Here is a 19810-nt window from a genome sequence, read left to right as displayed (position 1 = left end):
ATTCCCGGTCAAGCTAACTTGCAAATGGACGAATCGGATATTGCTGCAACCGAGCGCCGGCCATTTCCGTCGGTGAGAGCGGTGCTGCCACCTTTGAATCTACGGGCTCGACATCTGCGGCATCAATCTCTACCGCTACAGCCTGTGCCAACATCTGCACAGAGAGAACCAGGCGAAATACGTTCTTCTTTCTTACAAGTATGCCTTCAACACCACAGAGAGAACCACGCTTCACGCGAACTCGTTCGCCGCATTTTAGGAAAGGGTGCGGTTCGACATGAAAGTTTCCTTCAATCGTTTGCCGAATCGCCTGGATCTCATCTTCAGGGATGAGCGCTGCGCGATCTCCCTGGCTCAAAATCATGTGTACGCCAGGCGTTGTCATAACGTGAAGTCGCTGTGCAAGCACTCCACGCACGAACACATATCCGGGGAAAAGCGGCATGTACAGCAGCTTGCTTCTGTCTTTCCAGCGGCGCACAGACGCGTACAAAGGCAGAAATACTTCCACGCCTTTCGTCCTCAATACTTCCGCCACCGTTTTTTCGTGTTGATGCCGGGTATAAAGAGCCCACCAGGGCATGACGGTTTCACTTGGTGTGAAATCGATTGCCGTATCCATTCCAGCCTTCCTCTCGTCTCCGGGATTACCTGAAATTGGCCCGCACTACTACCGCCACCGCTAGGCATAGCTTCGCCCTGTGAGCTACAGAGCCCATCAATCTCAAATTTGGCTAAGGCGTTGAGCATGCGGCACCTGAAACTGACGCCGAAACACCCAGAACTACAACCTGTGAAACGCCCCCTACTCAAACTGCAGCAGGCTACCGCTGGAAGAATACTCTGGCGATTTGTCTTCTGCGTTCTTTTTCCGCAAAAACCGCCAGCGCTTAATCCTGGCTGCCGCTAAAGCAGCTTTGTAGAAACCTTCACATTTTGAGGATCGGACAACCGAACCTCGGCATAATAATTCTGCGGCACTTTCGTCCCGCAGATGAACTGGTAGCGAAAACCGTAATTCAATCTCGGTTTCCAACTCCAGAAAAGTCGCGGCGTAAATGAGTACGCCGGAAATACTGATGTTTTTCACGACACCTTCTCGCCATTGCTTTTCCCCCCGGATGCGATAGCGCATTGTCGTGCTAATTTCGTAACGCTGAGCCCGAGGCACCTTCCTGCGAAAAACGATTTCGAGACGTCTGCCACTATCCTCTTTATCGTTTTCCATTCAGGCTGTTCCTCGCGCCTCATTCATAACGTGAACCAAGCCTAATGAAGTCGTCCCAACCTTACAATGGCCCATCAGTAGCATCGGAATAACACTGAATAGTGCCACATTCCATTAGACTTTGGAGCATTACCAGATCGCCTTAAAAAGCCAGCTTACTGGTTACCTTCGTTGTATCGGCAGACAACCTTGGAAGTTCAAGCTGGCCGCCATTACATGCCTTAGTGTTTTCTCTCAAGAGTTCGTATCAGTCAGCCGATGATTAACGGCAAAGAGAGCAAGCTCAAGCCTGTTCGAGACACCAAGCTTGTCGAAAATATTGCTGATGTGATGCTTTACCGTCTGCTCACTAATTGAAAACTTCTGCGCAATTCCGGGATTTGAGTAACCCGCGACCACGAGCGTAATGGTCTCCAGTTCACGCGGCGTCAGGCCAAACCGTCTCTGCCGCGAAATAGCTCCAGAACCATTCTCTTCCCGCAGCGCCTTTACTAGATCGGAAACGTTATCCTTGCCAATCGAGTATTGGCCAGACATGATGCAGCGAATGCTTTCATACAAACGCTGACTCGTCGCCTCCTGGGGAATGACGCCGTACGCTCCCATCTTCAAGGCTCGGACGACCTGTGCCTTGTCCGTCGATGACACCATCAGCAACGTACGCGCCGGGATTCCCGCGGTCGATAGCCGCCGTAGAACCTCAATCCCGTCCTGGCGAGGCATCGCGAGGTCCAATAATATCACATCTGGCCGCGTCTTCTCGGCCATGGAAACCACGGCTTCGCCATCCGCGGTCTCACCTACCACCTTGAAACCACCCGCCTCAAGCAACCCCCGCAAGCCATCTCGAAATAGACCATGCCCGTTTGCGACTAAGACACGAATCGGGGAATACGAAACCTCAGACAACGTTGCCACTTTCAACCTCCAACAGTTGGCAACTCCCGCCGGCAGGAAAAGCAATGCTCGCGCGCGAGTATCCTGGACTCCATGCCATTCACTAGGTGAACTGTCCGATATTCCTATCCCGGCAGTCGACCATTGGCAGTTTATGAATCGTCACGGCATGCACAGCACACACAACTACATCCTCCTCGGTGATAGGAAACGCGCAAAATACGCCTTCTCCACTCACCCGTCGAGGTGGATTTGGTTCTGTGCAAGAACCATGACAAATTTTCCCGGGGCCAAACTTGAAGGGAATAGATCGTGGACCGGAACCAACAACCCGCTACATAATCCACGAAATGCTCGCTATGAACCCGGCAACGAAACGTGTTCGAGGGCGAAAACTCGCCACCCGCAATTGGTTTCCGATAAAAATCCAACATGTGCGCAGCTCGGAAACTTATTTTTTGACCGATGTAGAGTCAACTTTCAAGCCATAATCGCAGGCCGCCAGGCTAAATGATATGGCAATTTGCGAACCCGCACCACCAAGGATAACCATGGGATGGTTACCAAGGAGGTAGAACTTCACAATACTCTAAAACGACCCCATAGATTGCGCCAGACCCAGCCTGGCCAGCCAAACCGGCGTCATAGATAGGCATCTCGAAGACGCCAACGCGTCTGTCCATGTTTCACAACAGGCCGGTGGGAACGTTTGGCATCCCGGCAAGGCCTTTCGTGTGATCAGGAACTAGCACCTACGTCGCACGAAGAATCGCGATTGATAGCATCTTCTGTACTGAAGATTAGGCTATGATTGGTTCTGGTCAGCTGGCCTCATCGTTTAGGTAGTGTAGAACTTTCGCCTGACCATACACCTTCCCCAATCGGAGACAGTTGCGATGCCGCATGATCCCAGCCCTTCAGTCGTCTTTACTGAGGCGATTCAAGAACATCTCAGGATAATTTCTGAGTTCCACTCTCAATGTCCAGTTCTGGAACAAATTGCACGAGTGATGTCGTCGTCGCTTCACGCTGGCGGCAAGATTCTCTGGTGTGGTAACGGTGGAAGCGCAGCGGATTCGCAGCATCTGGCAGCAGAGCTGGTCGGCCGTTTCCGTCGCGAACGGAGGGGCTTGCCCTCAATCGCCCTCAGCACCAACACGTCGATTCTCACAGCGATTGGGAACGACTATGGCTATGAACGCGTTTTCTCAAGGCAGGTAGAGGCCACAGCCAGTCGCGGCGATGTTCTCGTGGGCATCTCTACTTCCGGAAATAGCCAGAATGTCCTGGCTGCGTTCGAGACGGCGCGGTTAATGGGCGTTGTGACAGTTGCCTTCACTGGAGCCGGCGGCGGCAAAATGGCCGGCGCGGCCGATTATATGGTTGAAGTTCCATCGAATGACACTGCGCGCATCCAGGAAGGTCATATTCTCGCAGGCCACATGTTATGCGATTGGGTCGAAATCGATTGCACCAACCCTGCATCTCAGAGCCTCGCTGAAGCCGCACAGGCCGTCGAACAACATTGAGCTCAACTCGAATACGCGGACACTGGGCAAATTAGCGGTCTGCAAGCTCGCTCGCGGCCCGATCTAAGTCCGCGGGTACCCCGATATCAAGAAAATAGCCTGAATGCCGAAATGCGAGCGGCCGAAGACTTTCTACCCCTGGAACCAGCACGTCATTTTCAAATGAGAACCGCTCGGTGAGCTCTCCAGGCCAAGGGAACTCTCGATTCAGCGCATAGACGCCGGCATTAATCCATCCTTCGCCGCTCTGGCCCTTTTCCTCAAATCCAGTGACATATTCCGTATTTCCCTCTTCCTCAATGCGAACGCGCCCATAACGTCCGGAGTCTGCCACCTGCGCCACAGCCAGTGTGATGGCAGAATGCCCCGCGCGATGAAACCCCAGAAGGGCAGCACTGTCCAGGTCGACGTAAGTATCTCCATTCAGCACCAGGCAGCAATCTTCGCGGCCAAAATCCAGCGCCTTTCGTATCGCTCCTCCGGTACCCAACGGGGTCTCTTCAACCACGTAAGTAATGGGAATCCCGCGATAACTATCCCCAAACGCATCCGTGATCACAGAGCGCAAATGGCCTACTGACAGCAGCACGTGCGTGCATCCGGATTTCACGAGCCGATCGAGCAGTATTTCCAGAAATGGGCGCCCCGCCACTAAAGCCATTGACTTCGGACGATCCACAAGCCGGGAACTTAATCGTGTGCCGAGACCTCCGGCGAGTACTATCGCCTCCACTGTCTATTCCTTTCGCGTAACCTTCCTACGAACCTCGATCTACTTTCTAGGCTCTGCAGAAATCATCCATTTGTAATCATGCTTCTACGCGTCTGCCTTCCAAACCATAGCGCCTGAAGTCGTAAAGTGGCATCGGTAGACATTCCCGCAGGTATCCAGCGTTCCAAGTGCCTCAGCCACACGCTCTTTGCGCATCGGATCGGTCAGAAAAATCATGAAGCCGCCGCCGCCGGCACCGGAAATCTTCGCGCAGTGCGCTCCAGCATCCAGGGCCTTGGAGTAAGCAGTCTCAATCTGTTCATTCACAATCTGCCGCGCCATGCGCTTCTTCGCCTCCCAGCTTCGGCGCATCACCTCATGGAGGCCATGAAAATCTCCGCGCAACAGGGCTTCCTTCATCAGGAAGGCTTCTTTCTTTAATTGATGCATTGCTTCAATCGCGTCTTCGTTGTGTCGCTCAACATTCTGCGCCTGTTCGGCAATAATCCCTTTCGACTCCCGGGATGCGCCGGTAAAGAAAAGCAGCAATGAAGCTTCAAGTTCAGCCAGAACGCTCTCTTTGATTCGCAGTGGATTCACAAGAACGCGCCCTTCGCGCCCGAACTCCATAAAATTCACGCCCCCAAAGGCTGCGGCAAACTGATCCTGTCTTCCGCCCTGGAGACCCGCCTCCTCACGTTCGATCACGTAAGCGACATGCGCCAGGGTGTAGTCGTCCAGTGGCGAGTTCAGCAACTCGGAATATGCCTTTAAAATCGCCACTACCAGGGTCGAAGATCCGCCTAGGCCTGATCCGGAGGGCACGTCCACACGGGTCACAACCTTTACGTGGAGAGGCTTACCATCATTGAAATTCTTAATCGCGTAATTGTGAATGGCCTTCAGCAGGTCAAGTTTGCCATCCATCGGCAACTCACTTGTAGATTCATAATCTACCTGCTCATTACGATCGAAGGATTGAAAGGACACAATCGGGTCGGTCAATGGTTCAATCGTCGCGTAAGCATAGAGCCCAATAGTCGCGTTAAGAATTGCTCCGCCATATTCGTCGCAGTATGGCGAAACGTCCGTACCGCCTCCCGCCAGCCCAAGTCGAAGCGGAGCCCTTGCCCTGATCAATTTCACAGTCTTTCCCCTCTGCCGAAGCTGTTTGCGCGGCTGTGCTTATGGTGATTTGCGAGAACTGCCGTAGCTAAACATACGCTTGTCTACGCTGCTGCTCAAGTCACTTTCGGGGGACAAGAGCTCCCATAGACTCGGGCAATGACGCGAAAGTAGCATCCGCGAGCTCATGCGCTTTGACCCACTCCGGTCTGCGGCTCTCTGCATCCCCTGAAATCCATATCGTTGCCATTCCGAAATTGCGGCCTGCTTCAATATCTGACAAAGAGTCGCCGATGACAATACTGGTCTCCGGCATAATTGCAGGAAAATCCCGTTTGGCCTGTAGGAAGAGCCCGGGCTTTGGTTTGCGGCAATCGCATCCCTCCTTGTCGTGGGGGCAAAAGTAAAAAGCATCGATGTGCGCGCCGCTAGCTTTAAGTAATTCCTGGAATCGAGCGTGAATGGCTTCCACATCCGCATTCGACATGCGGCCGAGAGCGATTCCGCGCTGATTGCTGACTACGATTACGCGAATCCCTGCACGATTCAGTTTGCTGATCGCTTCAGCGATACCTTGCAGCGGGCGGAACTCATCCCAGGAGGTGACGTAATGTCCTTCCGGCATCTTCTGGTTCAATACGCCGTCGCGATCAAGGAACACGGTTTCGATGTGCTCGGGCATTCGGATTTCGAAATTGGTCATTGAGATCATTTTTAGCAGAGACCGGCAAGCGGGGTGGTGTGCGATTTCGGACAATCGCGGAAGTTATCCTGTGCAGACCCGGGCCCGAAGTGACTTTATTTGTGCGTGTTACAGAAGGCAGCACAGTTTCCGCAAAAATCTTTATGCGATCTTCATTCCGGAACTGTGCAAGCGTCAATCCCTGCTCCCGCGGTCGACGGAGGGAATAGGGATTATCGGTAAAACGTCCAAAAGCCATAGATATCCTCGGCGCGAAGCGATCCTGAAACTTGTCTGAAAAGAAAACGGCCTGAATCCTCGATGGACTCAGGCCGCTTTTTCTCTACTACCTATAAGTATGGCAGATTCGAAGAAATACTACGCAAATTGCGCAAAGTTTTTTGTGCTTTAAAATCAACGAGTTAAAAAATATTTTCCGAAAGAGGGCTTGACAAGAAAAACAGAGGCGCGAAGATGCCTTCGCGTTCCGGGGAGCTAGGCTATGGCTTATAGCCCGGAATATCCCGTCCGATGCGCCAAAGCATTTTATCCAGATCTGGTTCCGGCGTACCCTGGGACGTTCTGGTGTTCAAGACCGCTGCCCAACTACATCCACTGTGCGTGTGGACCATGAGGCTGATCGTGCCCGGCAGACTTCCGTTGTGCCATGCATTGCCGGCGCGATTGATTTCGAGTCCGCAGGCGTAATCCGGATTAGCGCTTGTTCCTGTCGTCATTGTTTTGAGGCTGGCAGGTGAAAGCACGGGCGTCGCGCCTTCCTGATCTTCAGGCGTGAAGAGGCATGCCAGAAACCGAGCCATGTCTTCAGAGGTCGCAATCCATCCGCCGTGAGAATCCATACGGGTAATGGGTATGCCATAGGGGTTTTCGCCATTCTGCCCGTAGTAGGTGACTTCATTGGGGACGGGCTTATGAGTGGCAATTCGCATGTCGTTGTCGCCGATTCTGTTAAGAATGTGCTGGTGCACAAACTGCGGGTAAGGCATCCCGGAAACCTTCTCGATCACCCGTCCCAGCACGCAATAGCCAAAGTTGGAATACGCGTAGTGCTGCCCCGGAGGGTATTGCAGTTCATGCGTTTTCAACGTCCATTCGATGAGCTGGTCATGATTGAACCCGCCTTTTTCGAACATGGGATCATTGTCCTGATTGCTCCAGCCTCCTGAGGTATGTGTGAGCAACTGATGAACGGTGATGCTGTGCAGCCAGTCCTTATGACCACCCAGATTGGAATACTGTGGCAGGATGCCGTCTGCGCTGAAGACCGTTTGCTCAAGCTGGAGCTTGCCAGTTTCTATCAGCAGAAAGATAGAGGCGGAAGTGAATGCCTTTGAATTGCTGGCAATGCGAAAAAGACTTGCGGCCGTTACAGGAGTACCGGTGGAGCGGTCGGCCAGGCCGAAAGCTTCGGAATAAAGCAGGTCTTTGCCGCGCAGAAAACAGATCGTCATACCAGGCACGCTGTAGCGCTCCATGTACTGGCGTATTTCCTGGTCAATCACCGGCAGCTTAGCCGATTGCCCGTAAGCGAGGACACGACCCGCGACAGCGCCGAGCCCGGCAAGCGCGGTATTCCGAAGAAAGTCTTTTCGATTGAGGATCGGCATGGTTCCCTCTTTATACAGCGAAATGCAGGGGCGAGAAGAAAGAAAATGCTGGAGAACTATGCAACCACGGCAGCCACACTATACCCACAGCAGCGGCTGCCGAATCGGATAATTCCGAATGATCTCTTTGTCAGTCGGGTCAGGATTCAGGCTCTTCCACAAATCGATGTACTGCGAATTGTGAAACGCCACGCCCGCAAACAACAGGCCCGGCGAGCGCACTGGAAGCGCGTCAAAGTGCTCCACGTCATGCGCCCATTTCCACGTGGATTTGTCTTTGAGATACGGGTAGAGAAACTGCGAGGCTTTTGAAAGGCCGCGCCCGTCGGCAAGCTGAAAGCTCAGCGGATCAGGCGTAAGGCCCTTGAGAGACTGGCACAATGCCGCCATCACATCGAAGTTGAAGATGGAATAGCTATAAGGTTTGGTACGCGTCAACTCGCGAGGAAATGAGCCATCCGGAGCCATCTGGTTGGGCAGCATAATCTCGCGATAGCGCTGGTAAATCTCCTGCCGCAATGCTTCATCGTCCGCAAGACGTGCGAACTCGGCCGCCTGCAGCGCCCAGCACATGGCATGGTTGTTCAACGCATCGCGCTCGGCCTTGCCGGAGTTGCTGGTGTTGAGCCATGCGAGATACTCGCGAAACCATGCCTTCACGGCAGCGGCATCTTCAGCGCTCAGCACCTGCGTATGCAACAAACTCGCCGCGCGGGCCACTTCCACCAGGTGCAGCGTATCGATGATTCCGTAGGAGCGCCCCGTAGAAACGCCGATGACTGCCTGCGCAAATTGCAGGTTGGGATTCATGCGCGTTTCCGGCGTCACAAACCACGCGCGCAAGTGATCGCCAGCCAGCTTGCCATAACTGGAGCGGCCAGTCAGCAGCCATGCAGCCGTGAGCGCCGGCATCTGTACCGAAAGTGCCACCATCACGCGGCGATGATCGTCAAAGTTGTCTGGATTGCTCTGCCCGTCGCGATTGATGTACGGCCCGTTCGGGTCTTTGGGATTCGGCCAGAAGTAATCCGCCTGCGAAAAGAAATCGTGTAACCCACCCGCGCTTCGCTTTGCAGGAAAGGCAGTAATCGTAAGTGGCTTTTGCAACAGATATCTGTCTGCAGCAGTAACGATTCTTTGGCGATCCGTTGCAACTACCAGGCGATATGCATCCGATTCCCCTGCATGACTAAGCGCGCCCCGAGCATACGGCGCCAGAGCAGCTAACCCGGATGCTGCTGCTGTTTTTAGAAAGATTCTTCTGTCAATTTGCGAGGTAGCCGATGACGTCCGGCACGCAATTCCGCTCAGCGGCTTCATAGCTCAGGATTCTATCTGGCGAGTATTGATAACGTACATCATCCAGCTGTTATGATTTCCCATCAGTATGGCGAAAACTGAAAATTCCAAACTGAAAATCAATGCTGCGCGATCCCTAAAAGCTGCTCTTACTTTTGGATTTCTGGTCGCGGTACTTGCCGTCGCTTCCATCTTCGCCCGCGCTCAAACTGCGCCGCCTGCTCCGGCCCCTGTATCCACAGAGCGCAACGCTGTGGGCGATGCACCGGAAAGCCCCGGCCCACTCTCCACGGACCTGTCCGCGGATCTGACACACGCGGCCATTCGCAAAGCCGCAAAGAAAGTGGCGGATTGGCAGCTAGCGCGCGTCGAATCCACATTCAGCCAGCAATGGACCTATGCCGCGCTCTACGACGGCATGCTCGCCGCATCGCGCACTACCGGCGACCCGCGCTATCACGACGCGATGGTAAAGATGTCTGAGAGCTTCGACTGGAAGCTGCTGAACAACCGCTTTCCTCACGCAGACGATATGGCGCTCGGCCGTACATATCTGGATCTCTACCGCGACAATCGCGATACCACCCGCATGGCCGACACCAAAGCAACGATGGACCGGCTCATAGTTCGGCAGGATGATCCGCAGAAGCTGCTTTGGTGGTGGTGCGATGCGTTATTCATGGCCCCGCCTGTACTGGCGCGCATGTCCACGATTACCGGCGATCGCCGCTATCTCGACTACATGGACAAAGAGTGGTGGGAGACATCGTCGAGCCTCTACGATCCTGTGGAACATCTTTACTTCCGCGACAGCCGCTACTTTACGCAGAAGCAGCAGAACGGGCAAAAGATCTTCTGGTCACGCGGCAATGGGTGGGTCATGGGCGCATTTGTGCAGGTGCTCACTGAAATGCCCAAAGACTATCCCAGCCGCGCTAAATACATTGAGCAGTTCAAGCAGATGGCCGAACGCCTCGCCGCAATCCAGGGCAAAGATGGCTTATGGCGCAGCGGTCTGCTGGACCCCGGCGCTTATGATCTGCCTGAAATCTCCGGCAGCGCCTTTTACACCTATGGAATGGCCTGGGGAATACGCACAGGCATATTGGATCGCAAGAAGTTTGAGCCTGTTATCAAACGCTCATGGGCAGCGATTCTCACGCACATCTATGCAGACGGCCGGCTGGGATCAATTCAGCCCATCGATGGCCAGCCCGGCAAATTCAGCGCCTCGGCGAGTTATGTATATGGCGTAGGAGGATTCTTGCTTGCCGCCTCTGAGATGGATGCTCTGGCCAAACACTGAGAGTGCCTGCTGCTAACGAAGATCCGCAATAGCCAGCGCGTCCATGTCGCTGTACTCCTGGTTTTCGCCGCCCATGCCCCAACAGAACGCATAGTTCTTGGTCCCAACGCCGCAATGAATGGACCATCCAGGCGAGATTACCACCTGCTTGTTTGCAACGACGAGGTTCCGCGTTTCGTCGCCGGGCCCCATGAGATGAACCACGCGCTGGTCTGCGTCAAGGTCAAAGTAAAAGTAGACCTCAGAACGTCGCATGTGAGTATGCGCGGGCATCGTGTTCCACACACTGCCTGGCGCGAGGCGCGTAAAGCCCATCACCAGCTGCGAGCTTCTCACTCCATTGAGATGAATCAGGCGCGTAATCTCACGCAGATTCGCAGTCTCCGACGAGCCGAGCTTACTTCCCTGCTGCTCGCTTGCGCGTATCAGGCTTGTGGGGTGCACCGCGTGGGATGGATAACTCAAGAGATAAAACTCGGCCGGATGGGAAGCGTCCTTGCTGGCGAACACGACCTTTTCGTTTCCGCGCCCCACGTACAAGGCGTCCAGCTTACCGAGTTCGTACTCTGCATCCCGCACCTGCACTGTGCCAGGGCCGCCGATATTCAGTACTCCCAACTCACGGCGCTCCGTAAAGTAGGAGGCGCGCAACGCATCGTAGGTGGAAAGCCTCAGCGGCTCTGCAAGCGGAACCGCTGACCCGATCACCGTGCGGTCCAGATCGACGTAGAGGAATGAAATTTGTCCCGGCTGAAAGAGGCTGCTGATGAGAAATGTGTCTCGAAGCTCCTGCGTCGTCATTGTCCGGAACCGGACCAGATCTGCCATCTGTATGATCTTCATGATCTCCATCTTCTTGGATGCTCGCAATTCGTTGAGCGGCTCTCATCTTTGGTCTGAATTCCAATAACGATACGCAATCTGGGAAGGTCGCTGCAACGGCCTAGACGGCAGAGATCTCAACCTCGCGCTTGGCGACTCTCGCCTCATTGGCAGACACGACAGCAAGTGCAGAGCCCAGGCCCACATGTTCATCTGCAATGGGGCGCTCTCCTGTTCGAACACAGTATACGAACGCACGTGTTGCCGCCGTCGTCGGGTCTTCGGGATCCTTTACCTCAACAGATTTTCCGGGGCCGCGATATGGCATCTCGTTGGCCGGACTGTATGAGGCGCTTGTGACTACAGGCTCTTGTTTCTTATCGCCCTTTTCTTCCTTGACGGCCGTCACTTTTCGCGGCTCGTAAAAGAATGTCGCGTCCTGCAGCGTCAAATTCAATGAGCCTTTGGTTCCATAAAGCCACAGCTGGTCACCCTGCTTTGCGTTATCGGTCATCGAGGTGAAAACCATCCGGCGGCCGCCCGGATAGCTGAGAATCACCTGTACATTGTCGTCCGTCTCGCGCCCGTCGCGGTAGTAACAGATGGAGCCCGAGGCCTGCACAGCAACCGGGTAAGAGCCCATGGTCCAATTCGCGATGTCCATGTGATGCGATCCCAGTTCGGCAATCAGCCCGAGCGACCACTTGTGATAAAGCCTCCAGTTAATCAGCCGCTCCAAAGATGGATCAGGCACAGGCCGCCGCCAGCTGTTGTTGCGGTTCCAATACGCCAGAACGTGCGTGACGTCGCCAATCTCGCCCGCCTGCACCCGCGCCAGCGCGGCGCGAATCCATGGTGAATAACGATACTGATGGCCGACCTGGAAAACCTGCTTACTGGCAGCCACCGCCGCTACAATCTCTCGCGCCTGCGCGATGGTGTAAGCCATAGTCTTTTCGCCATACACAGGCCGGCCACTCTTGAGCGCTGCGAGTACATGTTCCGCGTGCAGGCCGAGTGGGGTGGCAATCACAATGACGTCGAGGTCCTTGCGATCGAGAAGCGCGCGATAGTCGGCGTGTCTGGCCACCTGGTAGCCGCACACCTTGTCTAGCTGCTCAAATCGCGGCGGATATACATCGGCGGTCGCGGTAATCCTGACTCCGGGGACGCGCAGAAAGCTCCGCACGAGTTCCTGCCCACGGCTGCCAGCCCCGATGAGGCCCAATCGCAGCGGCGTGTTTATGGTCGTATGCGCAATCTGTCGCGCAGCTCGCGTATCGTCAGCGGCTGCCGGCGCAGCAGCCGCGCCGGCAGCAGTCTGCAGCGCGGAACTACTCAATGAAGCGGAAGAAACCAGGGCGAGCGCTGAGAGGCCCTGGGTAAACGAACGACGATCCATCAGGGACGAACTCCTTCTCTCGTTATCGGTGTGTGATCATCGCAGATGGATTTCGAAGCTCCGATGACAACGCAATTCGATGCGCCAGGCACCGATAGAAACAGGATAGCCTGCGTGTCCTGCAGCCCGCGCAGAACCTCCTTGCTCTGATCAGGTGGCAGCACAAAGACAACGGTTGAAAGCGCATCGCTATCCGTCGCGCTAGGCGCAATCACTGATGATTGCAGCATTCCCTCCACAGGCATCAGGGTACGTGGATCGAAGATGTGGCAGTAGCGGTGTCCATTCTGCACAAAGAACTTCTCCGTGCATGCTCCTGTCGAAAGAGACATGTCGTGCAACAGAAGCGTAGTCGCTACACTGCCTGGCGTGCGGGGATCGGGAATCTCGACTGGCCATCCTGCTTTATCCGGCGGTGTTCCCAGACCGTACAGCGTGCTGCCGCCCGCTGAGATGAATGCAGCGTGTACTCCATTTTCGCGAAGCAGAGCCACCACACTGTCCACTGCAAATCCCTTTCCGATGCTTCCGGGATCCAGTTCCATTGCATTCCCGGTGGTAAATCGAACAGTATGGGCCGCCGGATCAAGCTGCACCTTCTCCCATCCGACCTGATCGCGGAGACCCTTCTGTTCTTGCTGAGTTGGAACATGGCCATTCCGGGCCTTGAAGCCCCAGGCTCGAAGCAGCGGACCTACGGTAATATCGAATGCTCCATGGGAGTGCTCGCTCCAATAGAGAGACCGCGTAAGGAAGCGAAAAGTCTCAGGGTCGGTCACCACCGGACTATCCCCCGCCTCGCGGCTGATTCGCGATAGCTCGCTCGATGACTGGTAGTTACTGAGCAACGCTTCAAGCCGAGAGATCTCTTCAAAGGCTGCATCCATGACGCGGTCTGCGCTGTCCGCGTCGGGCATGTAGCACTCAATTGTGAAAACTGTGCCCATCGCGGGACGTGACTCGGTATAAAGCGTCTCAGGGGATTTCGCAGACTGCGCCGTGAGCGTTGCCGCCCCGAAGAGGAGCACTGCCCCGGCCAACAACCGCCTCCAAAGAAAGGCTCGCATATTCACAAATCCCATATGCCTTTGACCTCTGCAGAGAGGTCCTATTCCAGCCTAACTCCTGCCGGTTATGTAGTTTGGGATTTTATTGAGATCACTGCGGATACACCCGTGTGGCAATCACTCGCGCCTCCGGTGCCGCGGCGCCAATGCTGGTGGTTTCCACCAGCAACTCAAACGAGCGCATAGGCCCATCACGGCGCGCTGCCTGCGCAAGAACAGGCACAATTGTTTTCCTGTTGAACAAAATATCTGCCGCAGCTTGGGTTGCCGCCATATTCAATCCCTGAATCAGCAGCACATGTCCCGCACCACCTGCGTCGGAAAGATAGACCACCGTGCCGTACGTGCGATTGAGCGTACCGTTCGTCTCATTGCGATAAGTCGCCGACTCGCCGGCCAACGGATGCTGATTCACGACGAAGGAGCGATCAACCTCCGGCGTATACGACAATTGAAAATTCACCCTGTTGTTAAACAAACCAACCCAGGGATTGCTGTGTACCGAGCCAAGAAGAATCACATTCGAGTTGTGAATATCTTCCGCGGTAACAGCACGGGCATAACGAATCTGCGTGCGATCCGCTATAAATTCAGGCAGCCGTTCCAATGCCGCGGTAATGCCCAGATCGACCACGCTGGTGTAGTGCTGGCTGCTCAAATCGTTGAAGTTGCCTGAATCCAGCCCCTCAGGGGCATGCATTTGCGCAAGAAACGAACCGTTTGCATAAGCATCCACACTCACCTGGCTGTGGGTCAGATTTTCGATGATGCCTAATCCACTATCCGCCGGAACAATCAAAGTATTGCGGGTCGGCTCAAACATCTGCGTCCACAGAGCATGGGCCGCGGAAATGTTCCTCTGGGCCGTGAGCACATGTACCGTTGTCCAGATCAGCACCGCCAGCACGCAGCCTGCAAGCAGCCCCAGAGCGGCGGAATACCAGTGAAATCGAGTTTTCGCAGTCAAAGCTCGCGTTTTATCGGAAGCCTCTGCCATGGAAGGCGCAGAATTTTCATGGATCGAAAACAAAGCTGGAACTTCCGCGGCAACAGGCTTTCGTGCCCCGGCCACAACCTCGAACGCGGGAACATAGCCACCACGCGGAACCAGCAAACGCAGGGTTTCCCCAGCGCCTTCTTCCACAAAATAAGCATCCAGCCGCTTGCGTAACATACGCGCATAGCTGCGGACTATATTGTCTTCTCCAGGATCGTAGCCTTCAGGACGGCCGAAAATGCGAATTCCAATGCGCTGCTCGGTGATCTCCTGCGCATCGCCCATAAGCGATCGCTCACATACATAGAGCAGAAAGTTCTTTAGCAGTTCCGATTTTGCGAAGCCTCGGCTGGCAGCAATCCGTTGCACCAGATGCCACTCCGGCAGCGTAGATAAGGGAATAGGCTCTCCGGCGCCTGTCAGCCGGGCCGAACTCTGCATCCCTTTTTCGGAAATTTCAGCCTCCGAAAGCACACTGCCCGGCGACCTTCGCATGGTTTAAACATACGGCTCGATGATTAATTTCTTGTGAACGGCAGCTGTCGTATGCTACGAATCCTGTTGAAAAATAGAGGGGTGAAGCAGGGGTAAGGCTCTCTGTTACGTAATGGTCCCTACGTTTACCCCTACACCACCCGCGGTTCAGCCGCCATGCTGAATCCATCTATGCTCGAAATGGAGCTCGGAAGCCTGTCCGCCTAGCGCGGCGACGCAAAATTCTTCTGCACAACTGCAAACACGCATTGGAGCAAAAAGTATGAAACGCAAGTCCTTCTCACTCCTCGCAGTAATCGTCTTCTTATGGTTGCAAGCTGCTATCGGTTTTGCGCAGTTTGAAACCTCGGCGGTTCTTGGCTTCGTCCGCGACACCAGCGGTGCACCGGTTCAAGGCAGCAAGCTCACCCTTACCAATGTCGCTACGGGTGTTGTTGTCACCACCCAGACGGATGACCAGGGCCATTTCCAGTTCCCGGACGTGCATGTGGGCCACTACAAGATTTCGGCCACGGCAGCCGGCTTTAGCGACTCCGTCACCGATCCATTTGCCGTCGATGTCAGTACCCGCCAGCGCGTGGACGTAACCCTCAAGCCGGGTAGCGTCTCAGAGACAGTAACCGTCTCCGGCGCGGCCACGCAGCTTGAAACGGAAACCAGCAGCACCGGCACCATCGTCTCCCAGACCCAGGTACAGGATCTGCCACTGAATGGGCGCGCCTATGCCGACCTGATGGCCCTGGCTCCGGGTGTTCGTCGCAATACGCTTGAAAACCAGTCCGTCACCAGCCGCGACGCCTCATACAACGTGAACGGCCAGCGATCTGAGTTCAACAACTTCCTGCTCGATGGTCTGGATAACAACGCCTACGGAACTTCCAACCAAGGCTTTTCCAACCAGGCGATTCCCCCCTCACCAGACGCCATCAATCAGTTCCGCATCGAAACAAGCAACTACAGCGCGGAATATGGCCGCGCTTCAGGCGCCGTCATCAACGTATCCATCAACAGCGGAACCAACCAGCTTCACGGCAAAGTCTGGGAATATCACCGCAATACCATCCTGAACGCCATTGGCCCCTTCACGCCGCCCACCAGCGCACTTACCGGCCAGCAGCAGAAACCTGAGTTGATCCGCAACCAGTTCGGCGGAGCGGTTGGCGGACCAATCCTCAAGGATAAGCTTTTCTATTTCGCCGACTATGAGGGCAACCGTCAGGTACAGGCCCAGTACACCACGGCAACCGTTCCCAACGCCCAGCAACGCCAGGGCATCTTCCAGACGACTACAGGAACTCCTGTCCCGCTGCGCAATCCCGTTACCGGTACGGTCTATGCGAACGGCGTTGTCCCAACTTCCGACTGGACCCCTCTGGCCGCGCTGGTAATAGCCGCTCTTCCTTCTCCCAACGTTGCCGGCTTCTCCAATAACTACGCATCATTCCCACGCGCAACCCTGGTAGACGACAAAGGTGACGGACGTCTGGACTTCATCAAGAGCGAGAAGACCACGCTCTTCGGCCGCTATAGCGAACACAAGGGCAATATCGTAGACGCCACCTCCGTTCCCGGGGAAGCAGGCGATGGCGGAAACGGCACAATCCACGCCTACAACCGCCAGATTGCATCCGGCGTTACCCATGCCTTTACTCCCAATACAGCACTGGATGCGCGTATTGGTTTCACATGGACACAGGGCGGCAAAACTCCGTACCTCGTCGGCGAGGAGAGCCTGAATACGATGGCTGGTATCCCTGGCCTGCCCACAGACCCGACCGTCACTCGCCGTCTCAGCAATGAGAGTGTCAAGAACTTCAATGCATGGGGCGCGCAGACCTCCAACCCGCAATTCCAGAATCCCTTCGTCATCAATCCCAAGGTGAACTATTCGTGGATCAAGGGCCGCCACAGCATGAAATTCGGCTGGGAGTTCATGTCGGTCAATACCGAGATCGATGACTTCAACCCCGTGTACGGCGGCGAAACCTTCAACGAAGGCTTTAGCCAGGACGGCGGCGGAACCAAAGACACCGGAGCAGGCCAGGCTGCTTACCTGACCGACTTCCTCACCGGCGCGCGCGATACCTACCAGCTCAACAATTTCCGAATCGTCAACTACCACCAGCTCATGGATTTCTTCTACTTCCAGGACGACTGGAAGGTGCTGCCGAATCTGACCGTAAACGTCGGCCTGCGCTATGAGCTCGTCACGCCGCAGTACGTGGACGGCAACCATCTGGCCAACTTCGATCCGGACAACAACACGCTCGTCCAGGCCTCCAGCGGCTCACTCTACAATAAAGCCCTGGTTCACACGCCGAAACTCGACTTTGCGCCTCGCTTCGGCGTCGCCTACCAGATCAATCCAAAGACGGTCATCCGCTCAGCCTATGGCCTCAGCTTTGATCAGTTCAACCGCGAGGGCGGCGAAAACCTGCTCGCTTATAACGGTCCCTACATCATTAACTCCGACGTCATCCAGGTTGCTCCCTTCGCCTTTACCGGCACAGGCACACCGCAGCCTCTCTGCACGGGAGACAATTACGCAGGCTGTTTCCGCACAGTGACGCAAGGTTATCCGAGCAACTTTGTCGATGCCAGCAACTTCAGCACGCTGCTCGCACAAAGCCGCTACATCCCCAAGAACATTCCCACCGGTTATGTCCAATCCTGGCATCTTGACGTGCAGCGCGAGCTCGCACGGAACACGGTGCTCACCGTCTCTTACATCGGCGAACACGGTGTAAAGATCTGGGTGCTTGCTGACTATAACCAGGCATTGGCCAATGCGGCCGGCGGCTCGCTCAGCGTGCAGGCTCGCCGTCCTATCCCCACCTTTACCACCATTGAAGTGTCGCTCCCCGCAGGTTTTCTCAGCTACAACGCTCTGCAGGCCAAGCTCGAGCATCGTTTCTCTGGCGGCCTTTACGTGCTCAACTCCTTCACATGGTCCCATGCCATCGACAACGCCTCGGGCCATCTCGATACCCCCAACGGCGACAACTCGCGCGTCAATCTCGCAAACCTCAAGGGTGAGACTGGCCAATCCGCTTACAACCAGCCGATCAATGAAACGCTCAGCGTTGTGTGGGATCTGCCGGTTGGCAATGGACGTCAGTTCGGCAGTCACATGAATCGCGGGCTGGATGCAGTCATCGGCGGATGGCAGCTTACCGCCATCAACACCGACACCAGCGGCCAGCCGGTCAACCTGACGTATAGCCCGTCCGCTGCCTACACGCTCAGCCCGCTCCTGGTACAGCGGCCCAACGTTTCCGGAAACCCCATTAATCCTTCCAGCAAATGGACCAAAACTCCAACTGCGCTGAATGGCTACCTCAGCTCGGCAGCCGTTACAGTTCCAACCACCGCCAATGAAGCTTATGGCAACGCGGGCCGCAACTCACTGCGCGATATGACCTTCAATCAACTCGATCTCGGCCTGCACAAAAGCTTCCGTCTGTGGAATGACCGCTCATCTTTTGAACTTCGCGGCGAAGCATTCAATCTCTTCAATCACGTCAACTACGCGGCTCCAACCTCCAATGCCAGCAGCGGAAGCTTCGGCTCCATCACCAGCAACTTCCCGCCACGCCAGTTGCAGGTGGCAGGCAAGTTCAACTTCTAGGAGAGGTTCGCACCATGAATCCCATCACGCGACGCCAGTTTGGATCGCTCACCGCCGCTGTTGCAACTGCAAGCCTCACGCGCTCTCTCTGGGCGCGTGAGGCTGCGGCGCTTGCGGGCGGACGCCGCTTCTACATCGCGCTCATTGCCGATAGCCACATCATCGACAACTTCTACGTCAAGGGCAGTGAGAACGGTGTTGAGGACAATGAAAGCATTCTTGTCACCACGCCGCGCCTCACCTCCGCGCGCGACCTCATCAACTCACTTTCGCCGGCCATCGAGCAGGTCTTCCTCATCGGCGACTACTTCCACAACTACCCTTCGACCGATTACGACTTCTATTTCAAGAACACCACGCGGCTCGATAATGCCAAGGCCATCACCGATGCCTTCCACATGCCTGTTCATTTAGGCTTCGGCAATCACGATTACGACGTGAAAAACGTGCCGCGTGAAATGAGCAATCGCCTCTTCAAAGCCAAGTTCAACGCTGATCCGTATTCCGTGCTTGACTACAAAGGCTGCAAATTCATTCACCTGAACAATTTTCTCGGCAGCACGCAGGATCGTACGGCTGCGGATTTCAACCCCGGCATTGGCTCATTGGGTGAAGAGCACCTGCACTGGTTTGAAGCTCAGCTTCAGCAGCACAAGCCCACCTTTGTTTTTATCCACTATCCGCTGATTGCCGTCCAAGCCACAGAGTTTCAGGGCTACGGCCTGCATCCTCTTCTGCGCAAATATCAGGACACGATTCAGCTCGTGGTATCAGGCCACGTGCACAGGTGGATCGACTATGCGCACACGTACGGACCGCAGCATTACATCATGGCCGCCACTCGCTACGATCCCAATGCCTACATGCTTCTCGAAATTGATCCCGATCACGGCACATGGCGTTTCATGAATTCGAATCTCGTGGAGTGGTCCACGCACTACAGCAAGCCGTATCACGCAGTTTAGTTTTTTCTATCAAGACCGGATTGTCTTT

General features: G+C 55.2%; 16 protein-coding genes. 4 read left to right on the top strand and 12 right to left on the bottom strand.

All coding sequences use genetic code 11. The annotated features are described in order from the left end of the window. Positions 1 to 13: 13 nt before the first annotated feature. The 3 genes from VO84_RS15765 to VO84_RS15755 form a co-directional block, all read right to left on the bottom strand. A complete protein-coding gene (locus VO84_RS15765) occupies positions 14 to 622 on the bottom strand; it encodes a UpxY family transcription antiterminator (protein WP_058188515.1) in 609 nt (202 codons plus the stop codon). Positions 623 to 805: 183 nt separating this feature from the next. Next, entirely contained in the window at positions 806 to 1228 is a 423-nt protein-coding gene (locus VO84_RS15760) for a PilZ domain-containing protein (RefSeq protein ID WP_058188514.1), read from the bottom strand. A 234-nt stretch (positions 1229 to 1462) separates the two neighbouring features. Further along, positions 1463 to 2146 (bottom strand): response regulator, encoded by a 684-nt coding sequence (locus VO84_RS15755; protein WP_058188513.1) that lies wholly within the window; start codon positions 2144 to 2146, stop codon positions 1463 to 1465. 875 nt (positions 2147 to 3021) lie between these two features. Between VO84_RS15755 and gmhA the strand changes: the two genes are divergently transcribed. Continuing rightward, complete coding sequence (gmhA, locus tag VO84_RS15750) at positions 3022 to 3654, top strand: D-sedoheptulose 7-phosphate isomerase (protein WP_058188512.1); 633 nt, start codon at positions 3022 to 3024, stop codon at positions 3652 to 3654. Between the two features lie 31 nt (positions 3655 to 3685). Here the strand turns inward: gmhA and VO84_RS15745 are convergent, their stop codons facing one another. The 5 genes from VO84_RS15745 to VO84_RS15725 all read right to left on the bottom strand — a co-directional run bounded on the left by VO84_RS15745 (position 3686) and on the right by VO84_RS15725 (position 8908). Next, positions 3686 to 4387, bottom strand: a complete 702-nt coding sequence (locus tag VO84_RS15745) for a nucleotidyltransferase family protein (protein WP_058188511.1) — start codon at positions 4385 to 4387, stop codon at positions 3686 to 3688. 84 nt (positions 4388 to 4471) lie between these two features. After that, complete coding sequence (locus VO84_RS15740; protein ID WP_058188510.1) at positions 4472 to 5512, bottom strand: GHMP family kinase ATP-binding protein; 1041 nt, start codon at positions 5510 to 5512, stop codon at positions 4472 to 4474. 100 nt (positions 5513 to 5612) lie between these two features. Beyond that, a complete protein-coding gene (locus tag VO84_RS15735) occupies positions 5613 to 6248 on the bottom strand; it encodes a D-glycero-alpha-D-manno-heptose-1,7-bisphosphate 7-phosphatase (protein WP_231737980.1) in 636 nt (211 codons plus the stop codon). Between the two features lie 425 nt (positions 6249 to 6673). Continuing rightward, entirely contained in the window at positions 6674 to 7801 is a 1128-nt protein-coding gene (locus VO84_RS15730; protein ID WP_058188509.1) for a serine hydrolase domain-containing protein, read from the bottom strand. Between the two features lie 78 nt (positions 7802 to 7879). Further along, a complete protein-coding gene (locus tag VO84_RS15725; RefSeq protein WP_231737978.1) occupies positions 7880 to 8908 on the bottom strand; it encodes an alginate lyase family protein in 1029 nt (342 codons plus the stop codon). A 280-nt stretch (positions 8909 to 9188) separates the two neighbouring features. Between VO84_RS15725 and VO84_RS15720 the strand changes: the two genes are divergently transcribed. Then, on the top strand, positions 9189 to 10406 hold the full coding sequence (locus tag VO84_RS15720; protein ID WP_082662025.1) for a glycoside hydrolase family 88/105 protein: 1218 nt from the start codon (positions 9189 to 9191) through the stop codon (positions 10404 to 10406). A gap of 12 nt (positions 10407 to 10418) precedes the next feature. On the opposite strand, the gene kduI is transcribed toward VO84_RS15720, so the two are convergent. The 4 genes from kduI to VO84_RS15700 form a co-directional block, all read right to left on the bottom strand. Further along, the gene (gene kduI, locus VO84_RS15715; protein ID WP_058188814.1) at positions 10419 to 11249 is read right to left on the bottom strand and encodes a 5-dehydro-4-deoxy-D-glucuronate isomerase; all 831 of its coding nucleotides are present in this window, start codon (positions 11247 to 11249) and stop codon (positions 10419 to 10421) included. Between the two features lie 100 nt (positions 11250 to 11349). Next, positions 11350 to 12630 (bottom strand): Gfo/Idh/MocA family protein, encoded by a 1281-nt coding sequence (locus VO84_RS15710; protein WP_231737976.1) that lies wholly within the window; start codon positions 12628 to 12630, stop codon positions 11350 to 11352. Further along, positions 12630 to 13670 (bottom strand): FAD:protein FMN transferase, encoded by a 1041-nt coding sequence (locus VO84_RS15705; protein ID WP_058188506.1) that lies wholly within the window; start codon positions 13668 to 13670, stop codon positions 12630 to 12632. Before VO84_RS15705 ends, VO84_RS15710 begins: the two co-directional genes overlap by 1 nt. 118 nt (positions 13671 to 13788) lie before the next feature. Next, the gene (locus VO84_RS15700) at positions 13789 to 15135 is read right to left on the bottom strand and encodes a hypothetical protein (RefSeq protein WP_058188505.1); all 1347 of its coding nucleotides are present in this window, start codon (positions 15133 to 15135) and stop codon (positions 13789 to 13791) included. A gap of 316 nt (positions 15136 to 15451) precedes the next feature. On the opposite strand from VO84_RS15700, the gene VO84_RS15695 reads away from it, so the two are divergent. Together VO84_RS15695 and VO84_RS15690 are read left to right on the top strand one after the other, a co-directional pair. After that, on the top strand, positions 15452 to 18817 hold the full coding sequence (locus tag VO84_RS15695) for a TonB-dependent receptor (protein ID WP_058188504.1): 3366 nt from the start codon (positions 15452 to 15454) through the stop codon (positions 18815 to 18817). Between the two features lie 14 nt (positions 18818 to 18831). After that, on the top strand, positions 18832 to 19782 hold the full coding sequence (locus VO84_RS15690; RefSeq protein ID WP_058188503.1) for a metallophosphoesterase family protein: 951 nt from the start codon (positions 18832 to 18834) through the stop codon (positions 19780 to 19782). Positions 19783 to 19810 lie beyond the last annotated feature (28 nt).

The sequence above is a fragment of the Occallatibacter gabretensis genome, from assembly GCF_001449115.1.
GTDB classification, from domain to species: domain Bacteria; phylum Acidobacteriota; class Terriglobia; order Terriglobales; family Acidobacteriaceae; genus Telmatobacter; species Telmatobacter gabretensis.
Note: the sequence above shows the minus strand (reverse complement) of the source record. Positions and strands in the feature narration are given on the sequence as shown.

Bases quoted from the DNA above. Each gene is read 5' to 3' on its own strand.
- VO84_RS15765 (WP_058188515.1), bottom strand. From the start codon at position 622: ATGGATACGGCAATCGATTTCACACCAAGTGAAACCGTCATGCCCTGG.
- VO84_RS15760 (WP_058188514.1), bottom strand. From the start codon at position 1,228: ATGGAAAACGATAAAGAGGATAGTGGCAGACGTCTCGAAATCGTTTTT.
- gmhA (WP_058188512.1), top strand. From the start codon at position 3,022: ATGCCGCATGATCCCAGCCCTTCAGTCGTCTTTACTGAGGCGATTCAA.
- VO84_RS15730 (WP_058188509.1), bottom strand. From the start codon at position 7,801: ATGCCGATCCTCAATCGAAAAGACTTTCTTCGGAATACCGCGCTTGCC.
- VO84_RS15720 (WP_082662025.1), top strand. From the start codon at position 9,189: ATGGCGAAAACTGAAAATTCCAAACTGAAAATCAATGCTGCGCGATCC.
- kduI (WP_058188814.1), bottom strand. From the start codon at position 11,249: ATGAAGATCATACAGATGGCAGATCTGGTCCGGTTCCGGACAATGACG.
- VO84_RS15710 (WP_231737976.1), bottom strand. From the start codon at position 12,630: ATGGATCGTCGTTCGTTTACCCAGGGCCTCTCAGCGCTCGCCCTGGTT.
- VO84_RS15700 (WP_058188505.1), bottom strand. From the start codon at position 15,135: ATGCAGAGTTCGGCCCGGCTGACAGGCGCCGGAGAGCCTATTCCCTTA.
- VO84_RS15695 (WP_058188504.1), top strand. From the start codon at position 15,452: ATGAAACGCAAGTCCTTCTCACTCCTCGCAGTAATCGTCTTCTTATGG.
- VO84_RS15690 (WP_058188503.1), top strand. From the start codon at position 18,832: ATGAATCCCATCACGCGACGCCAGTTTGGATCGCTCACCGCCGCTGTT.